The sequence below is a fragment of the Amycolatopsis sp. NPDC051045 genome, assembly GCF_040682955.1.
Classification (GTDB): Bacteria; Actinomycetota; Actinomycetes; order Mycobacteriales; family Pseudonocardiaceae; genus Amycolatopsis.
The window spans coordinates 112,236-133,267 of the sequence record NZ_JBFBCC010000008.1; the positions used below are offsets into that span (position 1 = coordinate 112,236).

Below are 21,032 nucleotides of genomic sequence, written 5' to 3' on the forward strand. Positions count from 1 at the left end.
GCCATCGTAACGGGTGAGGCGTTACGCTCGGCGGCGTGACTGGGGAACCCAAGGTCCGCACGGTGCTGGGCGACATCGATCCGGGCGAACTCGGCGTGACGAACTCGCACGACCACCTCTTCTTCGCCTCGAAACTGCTGCCCGGCCAAGAGCTCGACGACCCGACGGCCGCCGCGGAGGCGCTCCTCCACTTCAAGACGCGAGGCGGCTCGGCGCTCGTCCAGTGGACGCCGTACGGCCTGACGCGGCGAACCCGGGAACTCGCCTGGATCTCGCGCGAGGTCGGCGCGCACGTGGTCGCCGCCACCGGGCTGCACCGCGCGGAGCACTACGCGCCGGCGATCCTCGGCCGGGTGATCGACGACCTGGTGCGGGAGTTCGTCGCCGATCTGACCGAGGGCACGCAGCCCGCGGACCTGCCGGACGAGCCGCGGACCGGCCCCCGCGCCGGGCTGGTGAAGGTGGCCGGCGCCTTCCACACGATCGACTCCCACGCCCGGCTGACGATGACCGCCGCCGCGGTCGCCCACCAGGAGACGGGGGCGCCGATCGCCGTCCACCTCGAGCTCGGCACGGCGGCGCTGGAGACGGTCGAGCTCCTGTGCTCGAAGCTCGACGTTCCCCCCGACCGGGTGATCCTCGGCCACCTGAACCGCAACCCGGACGCCCGGATCCAGCGGGAGATCGCCGAGACCGGCGTGTTCCTCGGGTTCGACGGCCCGTCCCGGGCCAACCACGCCACCGACTGGCGGCTCTTCGACAGCATCGAGACGCTGGTGGAAGGCGGGTACGGCGGTCAGATGCTGCTCGGCGGCGACACGACGACGGCTGCCGCGCTCGCCCAGCCGGGTCCGGGCTACCTGCTCACCACGCTCGCGCCCCGGCTCACCAAGGTGCTCGGCGGTGACGTGGTCACGGCCATGCTGGTGGCGAACCCCGCGCGGGCGTTCGCCACCAGCTGGCTGAAGTAACGCCTCAGCGCAGGCCGAAGCCCTCCTGGCCGCCGTTGCCGCCACGGCCGCGGCGGCGGAGGTAGCGCTCGAACTCGGCGGCGATCTTGTCGCCGCTGACGTCCTGTTCCGCGACCTCGGTCTGCGCGTCACCGCGCTCTTCGAGGCTGCGGACGTACTCGCTGATCTCTTCGTCCTCGTCGGCCATCTCGCTGACCGTGCGCTGCCACTCCTCGGACTGCTCCGGCAGCGCGCCCAGCGGGATCTCGACGTCGAGGATGTCCTCCAGCTTGTGCAGCAGCGCCAGGGTCGCCTTCGGGGACGGCGGGTGCGACACGTAGTGCGGCACCGCGGCCCAGATGGAGACGGCCGGGATGCCCGCCTGCACGCAGTAGTCCTGCAGGATGCCGACGATGCCGGTCGGGCCCTGGTAGTTGTTCAGGTCGAGCCCGTACAGCGACGCGGTGTCCTTGTCGTACGCCGTCCCGGTGACCGGGACCGGCCGGGTGTGCGCGGTGTCGGCGAGCAGCGCACCCAGCGTGACCACGGTCGCGACGTCGAGCTGCTGGATGTGCTCCAGGAGTTCGGCGCAGAAGGCACGCCAGCGCATGTTCGGCTCGGGGCCCTGGACGAGGACGACGTCGCGGTCGAACCCGTCGGGACGGCACACCGACAGCGTCGTGGTCGGCCAGTCCACCCGTCGAGTGACGCCGTCCACCATCCGGACGGTCGGGCGGCTGACCTGGAAGTCGTAGTAGTCGTCGGGCTCCAGCTCCGCCAGCGGCGTGGCGTCCCAGTTGAGCTGCAGGTGCTCGACCGCCCGGCTGGCCGCGTCACCTGCGTCGTTCCAGCCTTCGAAGGCGACCACCATCAGTGGCCGGGAGGGTTCGGGGCGGTCGCCGGGCGGCCGCGGGGTCTCGTCGTCGGGCTCACTCACCGGACCAGCCTACGACCACCGGCCTTACCCTGTTCAGCATGTCCGATCGCCTGTCGCCGTTCCTCGCTGCGCTGCGTTCCCGCGTCCTGGTGGCCGACGGGGCGATGGGCACCGCGCTGCAGGCCCACGACCTGAGCCTGGACGACTTCGGTGGCCTGGAGGGCTGCAACGAGATCCTCAACGTCACCCGGCCGGACGTGGTCCGCTCGGTCCACCGCGGGTATCTGGAAGCCGGCGCGGACGCGGTCGAAACGAACACTTTCGGGGCCAATTTCGCCAACTTCGCCGAGTACGACATCACCGAGCGGATCTTCGAACTCGCCGAGGCCGGCGCGCGGCTGGCCCGCGAGGCCGCCGACGAGTTCGCGACGCCGGACCGCCCCCGGTTCGTGCTTGGCTCGGTCGGCCCGGGCACGAAGCTCCCGACCCTCGGTCACGCACCGTTCACCACGCTGCGGGACGCCTACCGCGAGCAGGTCCGTGGCCTGCTGGCCGGCGGCGCCGACGCGGTGATCGTCGAGACCACCCAGGACATCCTGCAGACGAAGGCGTCGATCATCGGCGCGAAGCGGGCGATGGCCGCCGAGGGCCGGCCCGTGCCGATCCTCGCTTCGATCACCGTCGAAACGACCGGCACCATGCTGCTCGGCACCGAGGTCGGTGCCGCGCTGGCCGCGCTCGAGCCGCTCGGCATCGACGTCATCGGGCTCAACTGCGCCACCGGCCCGGCCGAGATGAGCGAGCACCTGCGGCAGCTGGCCAAGCACGCCCGGGTGCCGCTGTCGGTGATGCCGAACGCCGGGCTGCCGGAGCTCGGCCCGGACGGCGCGGTGTACCCGCTCGGCCCGGAAGCGCTGGTCGAGGCGCTGACCGGGTTCGTGCGCGAGTTCGGCGTCGGCCTGGTCGGCGGCTGCTGCGGCACCACCGACGAGCACATCCGGCAGCTCGCCGCGGCGGTGGCGGACACCGCTCCGGTGCCGCGGCGGCCGCGGCCCGAACCCGGCGTGTCGTCGCTCTACCAGGCCGTGCCGTTCAAGCAGGACGCCAGCGTGCTGATGATCGGCGAACGGACCAACGCCAACGGCTCGAAGGCCTTCCGCACCGCGATGCTCGAGGGCCGCTGGGACGACTGCGTCGAGATCGCCCGCGAGCAGACCCGCGACGGCGCCCACCTGCTCGACCTGTGCGTCGACTACGTCGGCCGCGACGGCACGGCGGACATGGCCGAGCTGGCCGGCCGGCTCGCCACGGCGTCGACCCTGCCGATCATGCTGGACTCCACCGAGGTCCCGGTGCTGCGCGCCGGGCTGGAGCGGCTCGGCGGCCGGTGCGCGGTCAACTCCGTCAACTACGAGGACGGCGACGGGCCGGAATCCCGGTTCGCCCAGGTCATGGAGCTGGTGCGCGAGTACGGCGCCGCCGTCGTCGCGCTGACCATCGACGAAGAGGGCCAGGCGCGCACCGCGCAGAAGAAGGCCGACATCGCGTCGAGGCTGATCGAGGACATCACGACGAACTGGGGCCTGCGCACCTCGGACGTCATCGTCGACGCCCTGACGTTCACCATCGCCACCGGCCAGGAGGAGTCGCGCCGCGACGGCATCGAGACGATCGAGGCCATCCGCGAGATCAAGCGCCGTCACCCCGAGGTCCAGACCACGCTCGGCCTGTCGAACATCTCGTTCGGGCTCAACCCGGCCGCGAGGCAGGTGCTGAACTCGGTGTTCCTGCACGAATGCGTCCAGGCCGGGCTGGACACCGCGATCGTGCACGCGTCGAAGATCCTGCCGATGGCGCGGATCCCGGACGACCAGCGCGCGGTGGCGCTCGACCTCGTCTACGACCGCCGCCGCGAAGGCTACGACCCGCTGCAGGAGCTGATGGGCCTGTTCGAGGGCGTGAGCACGGCGTCGTCCAAGGCGTCGCGGGCCGAGGAGCTGGCCGCGTTGCCGCTGTTCGAACGCCTCGAGCGCCGGATCGTCGACGGCGAGCGCAACGGCCTCGCCGACGATCTCGACGCGGCCTTGGCGCAGCGGCCCGCCCTGCAGATCATCAACGACACGCTGCTGTCGGGCATGAAGACCGTCGGCGAGCTGTTCGGGTCCGGGCAGATGCAGCTGCCGTTCGTGCTGCAGTCCGCCGAAGTCATGAAGGCCGCCGTCGCCCACCTCGAACCGCACATGGAGAAGGACGACGACGCCGGCAAGGGCCGGATCGTGCTGGCGACCGTCCGCGGCGACGTGCACGACATCGGCAAGAACCTCGTCGACATCATCCTGTCCAACAACGGCTACGAAGTCGTCAACCTGGGCATCAAGCAGCCGATCACGACCATCCTGGACGCGGCCCGGGAACACGGCGCCGACGCGATCGGGATGTCCGGGCTGCTGGTGAAGTCCACGGTGATCATGAAGGAGAACCTCCAGGAGATGAACTCCCGGGGCGTCTGGGCGCGCTGGCCGGTGCTGCTCGGCGGCGCCGCGCTCACCCGGTCCTATGTGGAGAACGACCTCTCGGAGCTGTACCTCGGCGACGTCCGCTACGCGCGGGACGCGTTCGAAGGATTGCGGCTGATGGACGCGATCATGGCCGCCAAGCGCGGGGAATCGCCGCTGGTGGACGCCGACGCGGAGAAAAAGCGTCAGGAGCGCAAGGAACGCCGCGAACGTTCGCTGCGGATCGCCGAGGCGCGCAAAGCCCGCAAAGCCGACGAGGAAGTCCTCGCCGGGCCGCCGCCCGCGCGGTCCGACGTCGCCACCGACGTGCCGCTGCCGGTCCCGCCGTTCTGGGGCTCGCGGGTGGTCAAGGGCATTGCGCTCGCCGACTACGCCGCGATGCTCGACGAACGCGCGACGTTCATGGGGCAGTGGGGGCTCAAGGGCGCCCGCGGCGGCGCCGGGCCGACGTACGAAGAACTGGTGGAGTCCGAAGGACGGCCGCGGCTGCGGTACTGGCTCGACCGGCTGACCGCGGACGGCGTCCTGGCCCACGCGGCCGTCGTCTACGGCTACTTCCCGTGCGTCGCCGAGGGCGACGACCTGGTCGTGCTCACCGAACCCGAGCCGGATGCGCCGGAGCGGCTGCGCTTCACCTTCCCGCGGCAGCGCCGCGACCGGCGGCTCTGCCTGGCCGACTTCTACCGCCCCCGCGAAACCGGCGAGGTCGACGTCGTGCCCTTCACCGTCGTGACCATGGGCCAGCCCATCGCGGACTACGCGAACGAACTGTTCGCCGCCGACGCCTACCGCGACTACCTCGAAGTGCACGGCCTCGGCGTCCAGCTGACCGAGGCGCTGGCCGAGTACTGGCACTGCCGCATCCGGCAAGAGCTGACCTTCCCCGGCGGTGTGGCGGTCGCCTCAGAGGACCCCGACGACGTCGAGGAGTTCTTCAAGCTCGGCTACCGTGGGGCGAGGTTCTCATTGGGCTACGGCGCCTGTCCCGATCTCGAGGACCGGGCGAAGATCGTCGCCCTGCTCGAGCCGGGCCGGATCGGCGTCAAGCTGTCCGAGGAGTTCCAGCTGCACCCCGAGCAGTCGACCGACGCGATCGTCTGCCACCACCCGGAAGCGAAGTACTTCAACACCTAGACCCCGGAGGGGATCCACTGTGGACGGTCTCGACGCCGTGTTGTGGGACATGGACGGCACGCTCGTCGATTCCGAGAAGCTCTGGGACGTCGCCCTCTACGAGACGGTGGAGTCGCTCGGCGGCAAGCTCTCCGAGGAACAGCGGATGACGCTCGTCGGGTCCAACATGGACGACACCTCGGCGTACCTGCTCGAAGTCGTCGGCCTTCCGGTCAATCCCGAGGCGATCGCGTCGACGGGTGCGGAGATCCGCCGCCGCACGGCCGGGCTGTTCGACGACGAGCTGCCGTGGCGCCCGGGTGCCCGCGAGGCGCTGACCGCGGTGCGCGAGGCGGGCCTGCGCTCGGCGCTGGTCACCTCGACCGAGCGTGACCTGACCGAGCTCGCGCTGAACACCATCGGCCGCGACTTCTTCGACGTCACCGTGTGCGGCGACGAGGTCGAGGGGCTCAACAAGCCCCACCCGCGGCCGTACCTCAAGGCCGCGGAGCTGCTGGGCGTCTCGCCTGAGCGGTGCGTCGCGGTCGAGGACTCGCCGCCGGGCACGGCGTCGGCGGTCGCGGCGGGCTGCACGGTGCTCGTGATCCCGAACGACGTCGAGGTCGAAGCGGGGGAGCGGCGGGTGTTCCGCGACTCCTTGGTGGGCATCGACGTGGCGGCGCTGGCGGCCTTGAGCACCACGTCGCATTTCCGCTAGCCCCGAGTCGCCCGGGTCCGCGATGCTGAAGCGGTGCACGATGACTTCGAACGGTGCGTGCGGGCCGTGCAGGCGAAGGACGCCCGGTTCGACGGGTGGTTCTACACCGCCGTCCTGACGACGAAGATCTACTGCCGGCCCAGCTGCCCGGTGGTGCCGCCCAAACCGCGGAACATGAGCTTCTACCCGAGCGCCGCTGCCGCCCAGCAGGCCGGGTTCCGGGCCTGCAAACGCTGCCGCCCCGACGCCAGCCCCGGCTCGCCGCTGTGGAACGAGCGCGCCGACCTGGTGGCGCGGGCGATGCGGCTGATCGCCGACGGCGTCGTGGACACCGAAGGCGTGCGCGGTCTCGCCGCCCGGCTCGGCTACAGCGTCCGGCAGATCGAACGGCAGGTCCTCGCCGAGCTCGGTGCCGGTCCGCTGGCGCTGGCGCGGGCCCAGCGCGCGCAGACCGCGCGCACCCTGATCGAGACGACCACCCTCCCGATGACCGAGCTGGCGCTGGCCGCCGGGTTCGGCAGCATCCGGACGTTCAACGACACCGTCCGCGAGGTGTTCGCCCTCTCGCCGACGGAGCTGCGCAGCCGCGCGAAGGGCACACCGTCGGCCGCGGCCGGGGCGCTCGTCCTGCGGCTGCCCTACCGGGAGCCGCTGTGCCCGGACAACCTCTTCGGGCACCTCGTGGCGACCGGTGTGCCGGGGGTGGAGGAGTGGCGGGACGGCGCCTACCGCCGGACGCTGCGGCTGCCGCACGGCCACGGCGTCGTCGCGCTGCGGCCGCAAGCCGGCCACATCGCCTGCCGGCTCACCCTGGCCGACCTCCGGGACCTGCCGGCCGCCACCAGCCGGTGCCGCCGCCTGCTGGACCTCGACGCCGACCCGGTCGCCGTGGACGACCAGCTCGCCACCGATCCGCTGCTCGCGCCGCTGGTCGCCGCCGCGCCCGGCCGCCGCGTCCCGCGCACGGCCGACGGCGCCGAGTTCGCCGTGCGCGCGGTGCTCGGACAGCAGGTCTCGACGGCGGCGGCGCGGACCCACGCGGCCCGGCTCGTCGTCGCGCACGGCGAACCGGTCGACGACCCCGAAGGCGGCCTGACCCACCTGTTCCCTTCGCCCGAGGCGCTGGCTTCCCTCGACCCGGAGACCCTGGCCATGCCGCGCAGCCGCCGCCGGACCCTGCTGGGGCTGGTGTCGGCGTTGACGGACGGGCTGGACCTCGGCGCGGGCAGCGACTGGGAGGCGGCCCGGGCCGCGCTGAGCGCGTTGCCCGGCTTCGGGCCGTGGACGGTCGAGAGCATCGCGATGCGGGCGCTGGGCGACCCGGACGCGTTCCTCCCCACCGACCTCGGCATCAAGTACGCGGCGGAGACCCTCGGTCTCGGCGGCCAGGCCGCCGTCGTCGCCCGGTCCGCGGCGTGGCGTCCCTGGCGCGCCTACGCCACCCAGCACCTGTGGGCCACCGGTGACCACGCGATCAACCGGATGCCCGCCGCCTGAACGACCCCTCTGACAGGAGAAACCATGCGTTCCCACGCCGTCGTCGACAGCCCGTGCGGCCCGTTGACCCTGGTCGCCGAGGGCGAGGCGCTCTGCGGCCTCTACATGGTCGACCAGCGCCACCGCCCGGCCGAGCCGACCTTCGGCCCGCCCGACCCGGGCGCGGCCGTCTTCCTCCGCGCCGAGAGCGAGCTGAAGGAGTACTTCGCCGGGCAGCGCCACCAGTTCGAGCTGCCGCTGGCCTTCGCGGGCACACCGTTCCAACAGCTGGTCTGGGCGGAGCTGCGCAAGATCCCCTACGGCACCACGATCTCCTACGGCCAGCTGGCCGACCGGCTCGGCAAGCCCGCGGCGTCACGCGCGGTGGGCCTGGCCAACGGCAAGAACCCGATCGGCATCATCGTCCCCTGCCACCGGGTGGTCGGCTCGAACGGTTCGCTGACCGGCTACGGCGGCGGTCTCGAGCGCAAGCGCTACCTGCTCGACTTCGAGCAGGGCGCGCTCTTCTGATCCCAGTTCCTGGGAACCGGTGTCCACGGCAGTGTGAGATGGGCAGCACCCGCGGCGGGGCGGAGCGGCGCCGCGGGGTCCGGGATGGAAGGATTCCGGACCGTGAAGACCTTCGATGAGCTGTTCGCGGAGCTTGCCGAGCGCGCGCGTACCCGTCCGGACGGGTCCGGCACCGTCGTCGCCCTCGACGCCGGGGTGCACGCCCAGGGCAAGAAAGTGCTCGAGGAAGCCGGCGAGGTGTGGATCGCCGCCGAACACGAGTCCGACGAGCGCCTCGCCGAGGAGATCTCGCAGCTGCTGTACCGGGTGCAGGTGCTGATGCTCGGCCGTGGCCTGTCGACCGAGGACGTCTACCGCTACCTGTGACGGGTCGCTCGAGGAACGTCGCTCGAAAAACGAGGAGAAAAGCGAAATGCTGCGTGTTGCCGTGCCGAACAAGGGAGCCCTCGCCGCCGCGGCGACGGAGATGCTCGGCGAGGCGGGCTACCGCAAGCGGCATGACCAGCGCGACCTGACCGTGCTCGACCCGGTCAACGAGGTCGAGTTCTTCTTCCTGCGCCCCAAGGACATCGCGATCTACGTCGGCTCGGGCGACCTCGACCTCGGCATCACCGGCCGCGATCTCGCGCTCGACTCCGGTGCCGCGGTCGAGGAGGTCCAGGCGCTGGGCTTCGGCGGCTCGACGTTCCGCTACGCCGCCCCGGCGGGCAAGGACTGGAAGGCGGCGGACCTGCACGGCAAGCGGCTGGCGACGTCGTACCCGCGGCTGGTCCGCGACGACCTCGCCCGCCACGGCGTCGAGGCCGAGGTGATCCGCCTCGACGGCGCGGTGGAGATCTCGATCCAGCTCGGCGTCGCGGACGCGATCGCCGACGTGGTCGAGTCCGGCCGCTCGCTGCGCCAGCACAACCTGGTGGCGTTCGGCGACCCGATCTGCGTGTCGGAAGCGGTGCTGCTGCAGCGGAAGGGCTCCGAGGAGAGCAAGCCGAAGTCGCAGCTGGCCGCCCGCCTGCGCGGGGTCGTGTTCGCGCAGCAGTACATGATGCTGGACTACGACTGCCCGCGGACGCTGGTGGAGCGCGCGATCGCGATCACGCCGGGCCTGGAGTCGCCGACGGTGGCCCCGCTGGCCCACGAAGACTGGGTCGCGGTGCGCGCGATGGTGCCGCGCAAGGAGGTCAACCGGATCATGGACGAGCTGGCCGAGGTCGGCGCGAAGGCGATCCTGGCGTCGGACATCCGCTCCTGCCGCCTCTGACCCCCGCCGTGCTGACCCCCGCCGTGCGACGTCGCGAATGACTCAGGGGGGACCCCGATGAGTCATTCGCGACACGCGGGACTCAGCGCGGGCGGTGGGGTTTCTTCGGCAGCAGGTCGTACAGGCCCTTGCGGACGCCGTTGTCGTTGACGTTGCGGGCCACCGCGACCTCCGAGATGAAGTCTTCGAAGACGAACTCCTCGTCGGCCGGGATCACCGCCGGGGCCGCGTTCTGCGCCAGGTGGCTGTCCAGCGTGTCCGCGATCTCGCGGAACGACAGCGCCTGCAACGTCTCCGGGGCGTAGGTCGTCACCGGGACGCCGTGCGCGGCCGCCTCGTTCATCACCACGCCCAGCGGCAGGTGCGACAGCATCGGGATGCCGAACTCGTACATCTCCTGCAGCGCCGCGGCCGCGTAGTGCGAGATCGGCCGCCGGTACAGGCTTGGCACCAGGCCGAACCACGCCAGCGGCTGCCGCCCGACGGTCTGCTCGACGTACCGCACCTGGTCGGCCAGCAGCCGCAGCGCACGGATGCTCGTCTTGTCCGGCTGGACCGGCACCAGGATGCCGTGCGACGCCGCCAGCGCGTTGTTCGTCAGCACGTCCAGCGCCGGCGGGCAGTCGATGACGCAGTGGTCGTAGTTGGCGAACTGGATGACCCGCGCCAGCTGCCAGCCGGGGACGCGGAACGAGTCGAGCCGCCGGATCAGGTCGAACATCCCCGGTGACGTCGGCACGACGTCGAGCGCGCCGCCGCGGCCCAGGTTGCTGCGCGGGTGCGGGACGACGAGTTCCTCGATCGAGCCCTTCCACGTCTTGGCCAGCGCCTTCGCCAGGCTCGGCTGGTCCGCGGGGACCTCGGACAACCCGAGCATCTCGGTCGTCGCGTGGCCTTGCGGGTCGAGGTCGACCAGGAGCACCCGCCGGCCCCGCTCGGCCAGTGCGGCCGCGGTGCCGACGCTCAGAGAGGTCTTGCCGACCCCGCCTTTCTGGTTGACCACCGAGGTGATCTGCATGCCGGAGCGCTCCTCAAGTCGGTCGTTCCGCGAAGGTTATTGGATGCGGGGCCGTTGTGGGTGGCTATCCGCCCCCGGCCTGTCGCGGCCGGACCATCAGCGCCTGGGCGCCGGTGGCCACCGGGCCGTCGCCGTCGTGCAGGATGCTCGTCGCCGTGCCGATGCCGTGCCGGCCGACCAGGGTCACCGCGTCGAGGCCGATCCACGCGCCGGACGGCGTCCGCCGCAGGTGCACGGTCAGCTCGGAGTTGATGAACCACCACCGGCGCGGGTCGAGGTAGTTCGACACGCCGTTGGCGGAGTCGGCCACCGTGAACAGCCGCTGCAGGCCGCTCGGTTCCTCGCCGTCGACCAGCGGGACGCGCTGGCGGGCCCACACCGCCGCCGGACCGGGCACGTCCATGCCGCCGCGCACCGCGCGCCACTCCACCGCGTCGAGGTAGCCGCTCTGCCAGCTGTCCGGCCACGGTGACTCCTCGACGCTGCCGGGTCCGGGCAGCAGGGGGCCGGCGTCGGTGCCGACCTCCGCCGTGTCCGATGTCGCGACGCGCCACGCCGAGGCCCGCGCCACGACGCGATCGACGCTCGCCAGCTCCGCCTGCAGCAGTTCCACCGACCGGCCGGGCCGCTCGATCCGGGCCCGCACGGTGAGCTCGGCGACCGGCGCCGGGCCGAGGATCTCCACGGTCACGCGCGCGAGCTCCGCCGGATGGCCGGATTCGACGTTTTCGAGGGCGCGGACCAGCAACGCCGACGGCGGGCCGAAGTGCTGGGCGTCGGGGGACCACGGCCCGGCCGTGTGCCCGGTGGCGGAGAACCGGTCTTCGCCGAGCGGGACGTAGAAGGCGTCGGCCATCAGTCGGCCCGGTCCAGCGGCGTCTCGTCGCCCGCGTCGGGCTCCGGCCAGCCGGGGTATTCGGGTGGCGTGCCGCCGTACTCGGGGCAGTGCGCCTGGTGGTCGCACCAGTTGCACAGCTTGCTCTTGTTCGCCCGGAAGTCGCCGGTCTTGCCCGCCTTGAGGATGGCCTGCCAGATGGCTTCCAGCGTGCGCTCGAAGCGGAGCAGCTCGGCTTCGTCGGGCGTGTAGGCGAGCGACTGGCCGTCGGTGAGGTACATGAGCTTGAGCTGGCGCGGCACGATCCCCCGCAGCCGCCACAGGACCACGGCGTAGAACTTCATCTGGAACATCGCCTTGGCCTCGCCGATCTCGCGCGGCGCGGCGCCGGTCTTGTAGTCGACGACCCGGATCTCGCCGGTCGGCGCGACGTCGAGCCGGTCGATGTAGCCGCGCAGCAGAACACCGGAACCGAGCTCGATCTCGACGTGCAGCTCGCAGGCCTCCGGTTCGAGCCGCCGCGGGTCCTCCAGCTCGAAGTAGGCGTCCAGCAGCTTTTCCGCCGACCGCAGCCATGCGGCGTGGTCGTCCGGTTGGCCGCCGTCGAACAGTTCGGTCCATTCCGGACGGTCCGCGGACAGCTCGGTCCACGCCGGGCCGAGCAGCTCCCGCGCCCGGGGCGGGACGCGTTCGGCGGCCGGGAGCGCGAAGAGCCGCTCCAGCACCGAGTGGACGAGCGTGCCGCGCAGCTGGGCCTTGGTCGGGACCTCCGGCAGCCGGTCGACCGCGCGGAACCGGTAGAGCAGCGGGCACTGCTTGAAGTCGCTGGCCCGTGACGGCGACAACGCGGGCCGCCGCCGCACCTCGGTGGCGACGGCGGAGGCGGTGATCGGGTCGGTGGTGACGGTGTCGGCGTCGGGCATGGGCAGAGCGTAACGCCGGGGTCCGACAGTTCCGGCGACCGCAACGCCCGGCACCCGTACCTGGACGGACGACACCCGTACCTGGACGGACGACTCGCGTACGCCAAGGGCCGGCTCGCGTCCCTGAACCGTCGGCTCGCCCCCGGAATCGAGCCGGGCTTCCAGGTGCGAGTCGTCCGTCCAGGTACGCGAGTCGTCCGGCTGGGTACGCGAGTCGTCCGTCCAGGTGCGCGAGTCGTCCGGCTGGGTACGCGGGTCGTCCGGATGCGACACCGGCGGGCCCGGATCACCCGCTCCCCACACCGGGGGCTCTAGGCTCTCCGCATGGCCGCGACCAGTGAGCAGGGCACCGGCGGCACCCGGCAGGCCGTCCTCTCGGACGGCGGCCTCGTGCTGTTCCGGGTCGCCGGGGTGCCGGTGCTGCTCGCGCCGTCCTGGTGGGTCGGCTCGCTGGTCGTCGTCGTGCTGTACGCGCCACTGGTCGGGCGGCTGCTCCCGGACGCCTCGACGGCGACGTCGTGGCTGCTGGCCGGCGCGTTCGCGCTGCTGCTGGGGTTGTCGGTGCTCGCCCACGAACTCGGGCACTGCCTGGTCGCGCTGCGGCTGGGGATCCCCGTGCGGCGGCTGCGCCTCTTCCTCCTCGGCGGCCTGTCCGAAGTGGCCCGCACGCCGAAGCGCCCCGGCGACGAGGGCATGGTGGCCGCGGCCGGGCCCGCGGTGTCACTGCTGCTCGGTGGCTTCTGCGGCCTGCTGATGTTCGCCGTGCCCCCGGACGGCGCGGTCTGGCTCCTGGTGGCCGAGTGCGCGGTGGCGAACCTCGCCGTCGGCGTGTTCAACCTGCTGCCCGGGCTGCCCCTCGACGGCGGCAGGCTGGTCCGCGCCGGCGTCTGGGCGATCACCGGCATCCGCGCGAAGGGCACGCGCGCCGCGGTCGCCGGCGGCGGGGTCGTGGCCGCGGGGCTGCTCGTCTGGGCGTTGTGGGGCTTGGCGACCGGCAGCCCGGACCGGTGGCTGCGGCTGGGCGTCTGCGTCGTGACGGCGTGGTTCGTGATCCTCGGTGCGCGGTCGGAGCTGGCCGCGGAAGCGCGCCGCACGTGGCCGGACGGCCTCGTCCTCGGCGAGCTGGTCCGGCCGGTGCTGCAGCTGCCGGCCGAGAGCCCGGTTTCGGACGCGCTGGCCGCGTCGGCCGGCCGGGGCGTGGTCCTGGTCCGCGCCGACGGCGTAGCGGCCGGCCTCCTCGACGAAGGCGCGGCGGAGCGGCTCGCGAGCTCGTCGCCGCACGCGCCGGCGGAACTGGCGGCCGAGCCGATCCGGGCCGAGACCGTGCTGCTGGCGTCGGAACCGGGGGAGGACGTCATCGAGCGGGTCCGCGAAACCGCGGCGTGGCAGTTCCTCGTGGTCGACGACGAAGGCCGCCCGGCGGGCGTGCTGCGCCGCGACGACCTGCGGGCCGCGCTGAACCGCCGTACCCGCTGAGGGCGCGGCCCGGACCGCCTGCGAAGATCTGTCGTCGGCCATCCGGGTGAGCAGGAGGAAGTGTTGTCGGTCAGCGGACCGTTTCGTGCGGGTGATCGGGTGCAGTTGACCGACTCGAAGGGGCGGCACTACACCCTGACGCTGGCCGGTGGCGGTGAATACCACACCCACCGCGGCGCACTGGCCCACGACGACCTGATCGGCCGGCCCGAAGGATCGGTGGTCACGTCCGCGGGCGGGTCGACGTACCTCGCGCTGCGCCCCCTCCTGCCGGACTACGTGCTGTCGATGCCCCGCGGCGCGCAGGTGATCTACCCGAAGGACGCGGCGCAGATCGTGATGTGGGGAGACATCTTCCCGGGTGCGCGCGTGCTCGAGGCGGGTGCCGGCTCCGGCGCGCTGACGTGTTCGCTGCTGCGCGCGGTCGGCCCGGCCGGGCGCGTGCACTCCTACGAGATCCGCGCCGACCACGCCGAACACGCCGAGCGCAACGTGGAGAAGTTCTTCGGCGAGAAGCCGGCCAACTGGTCGCTCACCGTCGCCGACCTGGCGTCGCACGAGGGCGAGGTCGACCGCGTCGTGCTGGACATGCTGGCGCCCTGGGAGCAGCTGCCGAACGTGGCCGCCCACCTGGTGCCGGGCGGCGTGCTGACGGTCTACGTCGCGACGGTCACGCAGCTTTCGCGCGTCACCGAGTCGCTGCGCGAGCAGCAGTGCTGGACCGAGCCCGAGTCGTGGGAGACGCTGATGCGGCCGTGGCACGTGGTGGGCCTGGCGGTCCGCCCGGACCACCGGATGGTGGCGCACACGGCGTTCCTGCTCACCGCACGGCGGCTGGCGGACGGCACGGTGTCCCCGCGGGTCTCACGCCGGCCGAGCAAGGGCAAGGGCTGAGAACGCCGCCGCACCGGATTCACCGTGGCCGCCGCGCGACCTCGATCGGCCCGCTCCTGCGGGACGCCGATCCGGGCCGGGCGGACTTCACCGCCGCCTGACCGGAGCCCTCGCCGGCTCAGCCCGGCACGCACCAGCGGCCGTTCTCCTTGTGCAGCGGAAAGGGCGTGTCCTTGGTGCCGCCCGCCGCTTCGACGTGGACCTTCGCCGTCGCGGACTCGCCGCGCAGGTCCGGGGGCCCGGCCAGCTTCACCGTGACCGGACCGGCCGCGTCCCACATCCGCTGCAGGCCCGCGAGGGCTTCGGCGCTCTGCGGGCGGCAGGTGAGCTTCCCGAACGCCGCCGAGTCGTGCCCGGCGATCGCGTCGACGATCGCCCGGGCCAGCACGGCCACCGCCGCGGTGTCGGCGGCGTCGGGAGAGGGCGGCGCCGACGGGTGGGTCGACGGCGCCGGCGGGCTCGACGAGCCGGGCGGGTGGCCGGCCGGGGCGACGAGCAGCAGGCCCAGCACCACGCCCGCCCCGGTCACGCCGAGCAGGACCAGCCCGGTGGCGAACGCGCGGTTCACCGTCGCCGGGTGCTCACGAGCCGTCCGCCTTGACGTTGGACAGGCACCACAGGCCGGCTTCCTTCTGCGCCGACATCGTGCCAACCTTGGTCTTGCTGCCGTCGCTGGCGGAGTAGCGGACGGTGGCCTTCTCGCCCGTCTCCGTCGGCGTCCCGGTCAGCTTGACCGTGACCTTCGGGATCTCGCCCGTGGTGCCCTCGTAGACGCTGCGGCAGATGGTGTCGCCGAGCGCCTTCTCGTCGCCCGCGTTGTAGGCGGTGATCGTCGTGTCGAACAGCTCCTGCGAGCTCGCCTTGCCACTGGGAGCCGGGCCGCCCGCGGGCTTGCTGCTCTTCGACGTCGGGCTGGCCGGCGCGGTGGTGGTCTTGGGCTTCGGGGTGGACGCCTTCGGCGCGGACGTCGGCGCCGCCGAGCTGCTGCTCGCGGGCGGGGCGGCGGCCTGCCCGTCGTCGCCGTTGGTGAGGACCAGCGCGGTCACGCCGCCGCCGACGACCACCACGGCGGCCGCCGCGATGCCGACGATCAGGCCGGTTTTCTTCTTCTTGGGCGGGGGAGCCTCACCGAAGCTGCCGCCGCCGTAGGGGTCGTAGCCGCCGAAGCCCTGCTGCTGCGGCTGGCCCCACTGGTCCTGCTGCCCGTACTGCGGGTGGCCCTGCTGGGGCTGAGGGCCCGTCTGCGGCGGGTAGCCGCCCTGGCCGGGCTGGTCGTACGGGCCGGGCCGGCCGTACTGCTGGGTGCCGCCGTCGTACGGGCCGGGCCCGCCGAACTGCTGGGTGCCGCCGTAGCCGGGCTGGGGCTGCGGACCGCTCTGGGGGTAGCCGCCCTGCTGCGGCTGACCGTACGGCCCGGGCTGCTGCCCGTAGCCGTCGGGCTGCTGGCCGTAGCCGCCCGGTTGCTGCGGCGGGTAGGTCATGAGTGGTGCCCCCTAGCGTTCCTTCGATGGCGCCCGGCCGTCGGGGCCGGCACAGCGTCGCCCGATGCTAGCCACCGGCCCGTCCCGCCGCGCGGTTAGGGCGGAACTGGCCGGAATTGCCCGGATCCCCGCGGCGGTTGGGGGTCTCGCGGGCGGGGTACTCCCGACGTGCTTGCTTCATCCCGGCCCGGCCGGACCCGTCGTGGACGGGCGCCACGGCACCGAAATGGCCGCTTGCGCTGCGGGAATGTCCGTGCTGGGGGAGGCTGCGAAACCGCGACGCGCCGATCTTGTGATCCGGAAAGGGCTTTTCTTGTCGGTGATCGCCGGTACCGTGGAATGAAAAGCACTCCGAGGAGGTGCCCAATGCATCATGACCTTCCCGGAGGTCGGCGCGAGGAGGCCGACCCTTCAGCAACATCCGGAGCTGGGACGACGGCGGACGAGCAGGCTCGGCAGATCCGTTTTCTCGAGGAGGAAGTGGCGCTGCTGCGCCGCAAACTGACCGACTCGCCACGGCAGAACCGAGTTCTCGAACAGCGGCTCGCCGAGGCCTCGGAAAGGGTGAGCCAGCTCACCGAGCGGAACACCAAACTGGTCGAAACCCTGCGCGAAGCGCGAGGACAGCTCCTCGCTCTCCGCGAGGAGGTCGACCGGCTGGCCCAGCCACCGTCCGGGTACGGCGTCTTCGTCGAGGCGTACGAGGACAACACGGTGGACGTCTTCACGGCCGGCCGCAAGATGCGGGTGTCGGTTTCGCCCGCGGTCGAGATCTCGTCGCTGCGCCGCGGTCAGGCGCTGCGGCTCAACGAGGCGCTCACCGTGGTCGAGGGCGGCGGTTTCGAACGCGTCGGTGAGGTGTGCGCGCTGCGCGAGGTGCTCGCACCGGACGTCGAGGGCGGCAGCCCTCGCGCACTGGTGGTCGGGCACGCGGACGAAGAGCGGGTGGTCCTGCTCTCCGATCTGCTGGCGGAGCAGCCGCTCAAGCCGGGCGACTCGCTCCTGGTCGACTCCAAGGCCGGCTACGCGTACGAGCGCGTGCCGAAGGCGGAAGTCGAAGACCTGGTGCTGGAGGAGGTGCCCGACGTCCGCTACGAGGACATCGGTGGCCTCACCCGGCAGATCGAGCAGATCAGGGACGCGGTCGAGCTCCCGTTCCTGCACGCCGATCTGTACCAGGAGTACCAGCTGCGGCCGCCCAAGGGTGTCCTGCTCTACGGCCCGCCGGGCTGCGGCAAGACGCTCATCGCCAAGGCGGTGGCGAACTCGCTGGCCAAGAAGGTGGCGGCGGCGCGGGGCGACAACGAGGACGGGAAGTCCTACTTCCTGAACATCAAGGGTCCCGAGCTGCTCAACAAGTTCGTCGGGGAGACCGAGCGGCACATCCGCCTGATCTTCCAGCGGGCGCGGGAGAAGGCCTCCGAGGGCACCCCGGTGATCGTGTTCTTCGACGAGATGGACTCGATCTTCCGGACCCGTGGGTCGGGCGTCTCGTCCGACGTGGAGACCACGATCGTGCCGCAGCTGCTGTCGGAGATCGACGGTGTCGAAGGCCTGGAGAACGTCATCGTCATCGGCGCCTCCAACCGCGAAGACATGATCGACCCGGCGATCCTGCGGCCGGGCCGGCTCGACGTCAAGATCAAGATCGAGCGTCCGGACGCCGAAGGCGCGAAGGACATCTTCTCCAAGTACCTGGCCGAAGGCCTGCCGATCCACGCCGACGACCTCGCCGAGTTCGGCGGGGACCCGAAGGCGACGTTCGACGCGATGATCCAGCACACCGTCGAGCGGATGTACGAGGAGAGCGACGAGAACCGGTTCCTCGAGGTGACCTACGCCAACGGGGACAAGGAAGTCCTGTACTTCCGCGACTTCAACTCGGGCGCGATGATCCAGAACATCGTGGACCGGGCGAAGAAGTCGGCGATCAAGTCGGTGCTGGAGACCCAGCAGCCGGGTCTCCGCGTGCAGCACCTGCTGGACGCGATCGTCGACGAGTTCGCGGAGAACGAGGACCTGCCCAACACCACCAACCCGGACGACTGGGCCCGGATCTCCGGCAAGAAGGGCGAGCGGATCGTCTACATCCGCACGCTCGTCACCGGCAAGAACCAGGACTCGGGGCGGGCGATCGACACCGCCACGAACACCGGTCAGTACCTGTAGTCCGAACCCGATGGGGCGGTCGCCGCGGCGACCGCCCCATCGGCGTGGCTAGCGGCGGATGAGTTCGCCGTCGGCCCGGGTTGCGCGGCGTACGCGCAACCTGCCGTGGGCCGCGAGGATGCCCAGCACGACCAGGAGCGCCCCGGCCGGCTGGTTCCAGCTCACCGGTTCGCCCAGCACCAGCACGCCCAGCAGCACGCCGACCACCGGCGTCAAGTACGTCACCGCGGAGGCGTTGGCGGCGCCCCAAGCCGCGATGATCCGGGTGTTCCAGGCGTAGGCGAGGCCGGTGCCGAAGACGCCGAGCGCCAGCATGCTCGCCACCACCGGCAGGTCCAGGTGCACCGGCGTGGCGGCGATCACGGGGGCCAGCAGCGCCAGGATCACCGTCGCCGACGCCGTCTGCCCGAACGCGACGACGACCGGATCCGTCCCACGTGGTGAGACAAATCGGCGCAGGTAGACGAAACACGCGCCGTAACACGTGGTGGCGCCCAAACAGGCGAGCTGGGCCGTCAGCCGGTGCGAAACGTCCACGCCGTGCCACACCCCGACGATCGTGAGCACGCCCAGGAACCCCAGCAGCAGACCGAGCACCCGGGGCGGGGTGAACCGCTCCTCGGGCAGTGCCGCGGCCGCCAGCAGCATCGTGATCAGCGGCGTCGTCGCGTTGAAGATGCTGGCCAGGCCGGACGAAATGTACTGCTCCGCCCACGAGAACAGCAGGAACGGCACGACGCACAACAGCACCGACACGGCCGCGAGGTGGCCCCACAGCACAGGATCGCGGGGCAGCGGCCGCCGCCGCGCCACCAGGACGACCGCCAGGGCCAGCGCACCGAGCGCGACGCGGGCGAGTGCGACCTGGCCGGGGGAGAGCCCGCCGAGACCCACCTTGATGAACAGGAAACTCGCACCCCACACCACGGCCAGCAGCCCGAACCGCACCGTGACCCCGAAATCCGCCCATCGCATGGGCGCAGTCAAACCGGCGCCCGGCCGCGGAGCCAGCGGTTTTCGGACCCCGCGTTGTGTATAACGGCCTATACGAACCGGCTACGCTGCGCTCATGACCTGGGGGAACGGCCGACGAGCGCCGGACGAAGAGTGGCGGCCCGCAGTGAGGTACGTCGCAGACCGGGTCGCGGGGCCGCCGCTGCCCGACGGGCTGGACGTCACGGTGCACTTCCACCCGGACCGGCTGGTGGTGGACGTGCCGCTGCTGCGGCACTGGGTGACCGACGGGGTCTACCGCTCGCAGTTCGAGACCGGCACGGGCAACGGCGGGCTGACCGCGCACCCGGGTGGTGACCGATGGCGGTGGGAACACCGGATGTTCGGCGGGGTCTACGACGAACTCCCGCCTTCGGCGCGGCCGAAGTACGGCTCGCTCAACCACCGCCGCCGCCCGGCGGGCGGGTCGGTCCGGTTCGGCTCGGCGCACTTCCGGCTCGAGCGGGAGGTGCTGACGCGCACGACCTTCTGCTACCCGGACAGCTTCCGCGAGCCGGCGCACTTCGGCACGGCCGCGCACATGCCGCTGCTGCCCGTCGTCGAAGCGGACGCCCCGGACGAGCTCGACGACTACATCGAGGCCCACGTCCACGGCCCGCTCCGGCTGGCTTCCGATGTCGCGGCCCTCGTGCTGGACCCGTCCTTCCGGGGCACCGACGTCGAATCGGCGGCCGCCGACCTGCCGTTTCCCACGGTGTGGCACCACGGGTTCCGGCTTCCGGTGGCGGCCCTCGCCGAACACGCGGACTACCGCGGGGAGGACGTCGTGCGGGCCGGTGAGGACATCGCCGAGGACGGCCGGCTCGACGCCCGCATCATCGGCGAGGCCGTCCGCGCCGGCCGGCACGACCCCCAGGTGCTCAAGCGCGTGTGGCACTGCACCGCGCGGTTCGGCCTACGCGGGTAGCAGCGCCTCGGCCAGCCGCCGCCAGTGCGGCATGGCCGAGGCGCCCGGCTCGACCCCGATGACCTGGATGCCGACGTGGTCGGCGCCCGCGTCCAGGTGCCCGGCCAGTTTCGCGGTGATCGTCTCGAGGTCGCCCCAGAACACGAGGTCGTCGACGAGCCGGTCGCTGCCGCGGCCTCCGTCGACGTCCGCTTCGGTGTAGCCGAGCCGCCGGAACTTGGCGACGTTGTACTCCGAGGTCAGGTACCTGTGCAGGTGGGCGCGGGCGATCATCCGCGCCTTGGCCGGGTCGGTCTCGAACAGCACGGCGTGCTCGACGCCGAGGAACGGTCCCGCGCCGAGGATTTCGCGCGCTTGGGCCGTGTGCTCCGGGGTCACGTGGTAGGTGTGCGCGCCCGCCGACCGGTCGCGGGCCAGCTCCAGCATCTTCGGGCCGTACGCCGCGAGGAGCCGTCGTGCCGGTGCACGCGGTGCGGGGTTGACGTTCTTGTCGATGTCCAGGGCGTCGAGGTAGGCGTTCATCGCCTGAAGCGGCTTTGCGCCCGGCTTCCCGGCGCCGAAGCCGAGACCCAGCAGGTGGCGGTCCGGGTAGGCGTCCGCCAGCAGGAGGGCCGCGCCACGGGTCCACCGGGGCTCGCGGGACCAGATCTGCGCGATGCCGTTGACGACGGTGAGGCGTTCGGTGGCCGACAGCAGGAACCCGGCGTGCGTCAGGGCCTCCCGCCCTTCGCTCTCCGGGATCCAGACCGCCGGCCAGCCGAGTTCTTCCAGCTCCTGCACGGAGTCCCGGATCAGGGCGGCCGGCTGGTCCTCGAAGTCGAACGTCCAGATCCCGTAGCGGTTCAGCCGCATGTTCTCGATCATGCTCATAAATCG

Annotated in this window: 19 protein-coding genes; 11 read left to right on the top strand and 8 right to left on the bottom strand. The window is 71.9% G+C overall.

Annotated features, from left to right (window positions below; all coding sequences use genetic code 11):
- Positions 1 to 35: 35 nt before the first annotated feature.
- Complete coding sequence (locus AB0M80_RS20575) at positions 36 to 971, top strand: phosphotriesterase (RefSeq protein ID WP_364566937.1); 936 nt, start codon at positions 36 to 38, stop codon at positions 969 to 971.
- A 4-nt stretch (positions 972 to 975) separates the two neighbouring features.
- Here the strand turns inward: AB0M80_RS20575 and AB0M80_RS20580 are convergent, their stop codons facing one another.
- Complete coding sequence (locus AB0M80_RS20580; protein WP_364566939.1) at positions 976 to 1,887, bottom strand: PAC2 family protein; 912 nt, start codon at positions 1,885 to 1,887, stop codon at positions 976 to 978.
- A gap of 38 nt (positions 1,888 to 1,925) precedes the next feature.
- On the opposite strand from AB0M80_RS20580, the gene metH reads away from it, so the two are divergent.
- From metH to hisG, 6 genes are all read left to right on the top strand, one after another.
- Complete coding sequence (gene metH, locus AB0M80_RS20585) at positions 1,926 to 5,477, top strand: methionine synthase (protein WP_364566941.1); 3,552 nt, start codon at positions 1,926 to 1,928, stop codon at positions 5,475 to 5,477.
- 19 nt (positions 5,478 to 5,496) lie between these two features.
- Positions 5,497 to 6,174 carry an HAD family phosphatase gene (locus tag AB0M80_RS20590; RefSeq protein WP_364566943.1) on the top strand — a complete coding sequence of 226 codons (678 nt, stop codon included), beginning with the start codon at positions 5,497 to 5,499 and terminating at the stop codon, positions 6,172 to 6,174.
- Between the two features lie 33 nt (positions 6,175 to 6,207).
- Positions 6,208 to 7,671, top strand: a complete 1,464-nt coding sequence (locus AB0M80_RS20595) for an AlkA N-terminal domain-containing protein (RefSeq protein ID WP_364566945.1) — start codon at positions 6,208 to 6,210, stop codon at positions 7,669 to 7,671.
- A 24-nt stretch (positions 7,672 to 7,695) separates the two neighbouring features.
- Positions 7,696 to 8,181, top strand: a complete 486-nt coding sequence (locus AB0M80_RS20600; protein WP_364566946.1) for a methylated-DNA--[protein]-cysteine S-methyltransferase — start codon at positions 7,696 to 7,698, stop codon at positions 8,179 to 8,181.
- Positions 8,182 to 8,283: 102 nt separating this feature from the next.
- Positions 8,284 to 8,547, top strand: coding sequence for a phosphoribosyl-ATP diphosphatase (locus tag AB0M80_RS20605; protein ID WP_013226745.1), 264 nt, complete (start codon positions 8,284 to 8,286; stop codon positions 8,545 to 8,547).
- Between the two features lie 46 nt (positions 8,548 to 8,593).
- Positions 8,594 to 9,439, top strand: a complete 846-nt coding sequence (hisG, locus tag AB0M80_RS20610; protein WP_364566948.1) for an ATP phosphoribosyltransferase — start codon at positions 8,594 to 8,596, stop codon at positions 9,437 to 9,439.
- Between the two features lie 82 nt (positions 9,440 to 9,521).
- Here hisG and AB0M80_RS20615 read toward each other — a convergent pair whose 3' ends face one another.
- The 3 genes from AB0M80_RS20615 to AB0M80_RS20625 all read right to left on the bottom strand — a co-directional run bounded on the left by AB0M80_RS20615 (position 9,522) and on the right by AB0M80_RS20625 (position 12,215).
- Complete coding sequence (locus tag AB0M80_RS20615) at positions 9,522 to 10,457, bottom strand: ParA family protein (RefSeq protein WP_364566951.1); 936 nt, start codon at positions 10,455 to 10,457, stop codon at positions 9,522 to 9,524.
- A 64-nt stretch (positions 10,458 to 10,521) separates the two neighbouring features.
- Positions 10,522 to 11,313, bottom strand: a complete 792-nt coding sequence (locus AB0M80_RS20620; protein ID WP_364566954.1) for a thioesterase family protein — start codon at positions 11,311 to 11,313, stop codon at positions 10,522 to 10,524.
- Positions 11,313 to 12,215, bottom strand: a complete 903-nt coding sequence (locus AB0M80_RS20625; RefSeq protein ID WP_364566957.1) for a RecB family exonuclease — start codon at positions 12,213 to 12,215, stop codon at positions 11,313 to 11,315. Before AB0M80_RS20625 ends, AB0M80_RS20620 begins: the two co-directional genes overlap by 1 nt.
- 324 nt (positions 12,216 to 12,539) lie before the next feature.
- Between AB0M80_RS20625 and AB0M80_RS20630 the strand changes: the two genes are divergently transcribed.
- Both AB0M80_RS20630 and AB0M80_RS20635 read left to right on the top strand, forming a co-directional pair.
- Positions 12,540 to 13,691, top strand: coding sequence for a site-2 protease family protein (locus tag AB0M80_RS20630; protein ID WP_364566960.1), 1,152 nt, complete (start codon positions 12,540 to 12,542; stop codon positions 13,689 to 13,691).
- Positions 13,692 to 13,754: 63 nt separating this feature from the next.
- Entirely contained in the window at positions 13,755 to 14,585 is an 831-nt protein-coding gene (locus AB0M80_RS20635; protein WP_364566962.1) for a tRNA (adenine-N1)-methyltransferase, read from the top strand.
- 118 nt (positions 14,586 to 14,703) lie between these two features.
- On the opposite strand, the gene AB0M80_RS20640 is transcribed toward AB0M80_RS20635, so the two are convergent.
- Together AB0M80_RS20640 and AB0M80_RS20645 are read right to left on the bottom strand one after the other, a co-directional pair.
- Entirely contained in the window at positions 14,704 to 15,153 is a 450-nt protein-coding gene (locus tag AB0M80_RS20640) for a hypothetical protein (RefSeq protein WP_364566964.1), read from the bottom strand.
- Between the two features lie 13 nt (positions 15,154 to 15,166).
- Complete coding sequence (locus AB0M80_RS20645) at positions 15,167 to 16,066, bottom strand: hypothetical protein (RefSeq protein ID WP_364566967.1); 900 nt, start codon at positions 16,064 to 16,066, stop codon at positions 15,167 to 15,169.
- 366 nt (positions 16,067 to 16,432) lie between these two features.
- On the opposite strand from AB0M80_RS20645, the gene arc reads away from it, so the two are divergent.
- Entirely contained in the window at positions 16,433 to 18,235 is a 1,803-nt protein-coding gene (arc, locus tag AB0M80_RS20650) for a proteasome ATPase (protein WP_364566970.1), read from the top strand.
- Between the two features lie 48 nt (positions 18,236 to 18,283).
- Here the strand turns inward: arc and AB0M80_RS20655 are convergent, their stop codons facing one another.
- Complete coding sequence (locus AB0M80_RS20655; RefSeq protein ID WP_364566973.1) at positions 18,284 to 19,210, bottom strand: DMT family transporter; 927 nt, start codon at positions 19,208 to 19,210, stop codon at positions 18,284 to 18,286.
- A gap of 94 nt (positions 19,211 to 19,304) precedes the next feature.
- Between AB0M80_RS20655 and AB0M80_RS20660 the strand changes: the two genes are divergently transcribed.
- Complete coding sequence (locus tag AB0M80_RS20660) at positions 19,305 to 20,156, top strand: DUF3626 domain-containing protein (protein ID WP_364566976.1); 852 nt, start codon at positions 19,305 to 19,307, stop codon at positions 20,154 to 20,156.
- Here AB0M80_RS20660 and AB0M80_RS20665 read toward each other — a convergent pair.
- Positions 20,145 to 21,026: a TIGR03620 family F420-dependent LLM class oxidoreductase gene (locus AB0M80_RS20665; RefSeq protein WP_364566978.1), complete on the bottom strand. Its 882-nt coding sequence runs from the start codon at positions 21,024 to 21,026 to the stop codon at positions 20,145 to 20,147. The genes AB0M80_RS20660 and AB0M80_RS20665 overlap by 12 nt on opposite strands.
- Positions 21,027 to 21,032 lie beyond the last annotated feature (6 nt).

Bases quoted from the DNA above. Each gene is read 5' to 3' on its own strand.
- AB0M80_RS20625 (WP_364566957.1), bottom strand. From the start codon at position 12,215: ATGCCCGACGCCGACACCGTCACCACCGACCCGATCACCGCCTCCGCC.
- AB0M80_RS20630 (WP_364566960.1), top strand. From the start codon at position 12,540: ATGGCCGCGACCAGTGAGCAGGGCACCGGCGGCACCCGGCAGGCCGTC.
- AB0M80_RS20665 (WP_364566978.1), bottom strand. From the start codon at position 21,026: ATGAGCATGATCGAGAACATGCGGCTGAACCGCTACGGGATCTGGACG.
- AB0M80_RS20645 (WP_364566967.1), bottom strand. From the start codon at position 16,066: ATGACCTACCCGCCGCAGCAACCGGGCGGCTACGGCCAGCAGCCCGAC.
- AB0M80_RS20620 (WP_364566954.1), bottom strand. From the start codon at position 11,313: ATGGCCGACGCCTTCTACGTCCCGCTCGGCGAAGACCGGTTCTCCGCC.
- metH (WP_364566941.1), top strand. From the start codon at position 1,926: ATGTCCGATCGCCTGTCGCCGTTCCTCGCTGCGCTGCGTTCCCGCGTC.
- AB0M80_RS20660 (WP_364566976.1), top strand. From the start codon at position 19,305: ATGACCTGGGGGAACGGCCGACGAGCGCCGGACGAAGAGTGGCGGCCC.
- AB0M80_RS20615 (WP_364566951.1), bottom strand. From the start codon at position 10,457: ATGCAGATCACCTCGGTGGTCAACCAGAAAGGCGGGGTCGGCAAGACC.
- AB0M80_RS20600 (WP_364566946.1), top strand. From the start codon at position 7,696: ATGCGTTCCCACGCCGTCGTCGACAGCCCGTGCGGCCCGTTGACCCTG.
- AB0M80_RS20655 (WP_364566973.1), bottom strand. From the start codon at position 19,210: ATGCGATGGGCGGATTTCGGGGTCACGGTGCGGTTCGGGCTGCTGGCC.
- arc (WP_364566970.1), top strand. From the start codon at position 16,433: ATGCATCATGACCTTCCCGGAGGTCGGCGCGAGGAGGCCGACCCTTCA.
- hisG (WP_364566948.1), top strand. From the start codon at position 8,594: ATGCTGCGTGTTGCCGTGCCGAACAAGGGAGCCCTCGCCGCCGCGGCG.